Consider the following 1,041-nt stretch of genomic DNA (forward strand, 5'->3'; position numbering starts at 1 on the left):
GCGACGACGTCATCGTCAACATCCTGGCCCGCAGGCGAGAACCGCCACGACCGCTGACCATTGTCACCCCCGAGGACCTGGCGCTGCGCTATCCGCCCCGTGCCGACTGCAACCGCTATGACAGCCTGCGAGGCCTCCATGCAGCGGCATGAGATGATGACGGCCATGACCGAGTTGGGGCTGAAGGGCATGGCTGGCGCCTTCGACGAGGCGGTGACCACCGGTCTCCAGCGCAAGCGCACGACCATGGAGGTCCTGACCGACCTGCTGCGTGCCGAGGCGACGCACCGCCATGCAGCGTCGGTTCGTTACCGGATGTCGGCCGCCAGGCTGCCGGCGGTGAAGGACCTCGACGCCTTCGTCTTCGGCGACACTCCCATCAACGAAGGACTGGTGCGCTCCCTGCACAGCGGCTCGTTCCTCCCCGGCCGGCGCAACGTCGTGCTGGTCGGTGGGACGGGCACCGGCAAGACGCACCTCGCCACCGCCATCACCGCCAATGTGGTACGAGCCGGCGCCCGCGGGCGCTACTTCAACACGGTGGACCTGGTGAACCGGCTCGAGGAGGAAACGCGCCTCGGCAAGGCCGGCACGTTGGCGGCCCAGCTCTCGCGTCTCGACCTCGTGGTGCTCGACGAGCTTGGCTACCTGCCGTTTGCACGCTCGGGCGGTCAGCTGCTCTTCCATCTCGTCAGCAAGCTCTATGAGCAGACCTCGGTCATCGTCACCACGAACCTGGCCTTCGGTGAGTGGCCGACCGTCTTTGGCGACCCCAAGATGACCACCGCGCTGCTCGACCGCATTACCCACCACTGCGACATCGTCGAGACCGGCAACGACAGCTGGCGATTCAAGCACCGCAGCTGACGCGCGGGACCACCGGCAGAAGATGCTTCGCGCTGGTTGCGCCTCCGGTCGGGCTACGCCCGCCCTACGCCGCAACCAGCGCGAACGGCACGCCCGCCATACCCGTCACACCGCTCGACAAACGGGGTCCCTTTTGGACGCCGATAGGGGGTCCTTTTTGGACGCCGATTGACA

General features: G+C 67.0%; 1 protein-coding gene. It reads left to right on the plus strand.

The features are described from left to right. Nucleotides 1-138 precede the first annotated feature (138 nt). On the plus strand, nt 139-867 hold the full coding sequence (gene istB, locus GGR47_RS19010; protein ID WP_061781605.1) for an IS21-like element helper ATPase IstB: 729 nt from the start codon (nt 139-141) through the stop codon (nt 865-867). The last annotated feature ends 174 nt before the right edge of the window (nt 868-1,041 follow it).

The organism is Sphingomonas aquatilis, assembly GCF_014196115.1.
Taxonomy (GTDB): Bacteria; Pseudomonadota; Alphaproteobacteria; order Sphingomonadales; family Sphingomonadaceae; genus Sphingomonas; species Sphingomonas aquatilis.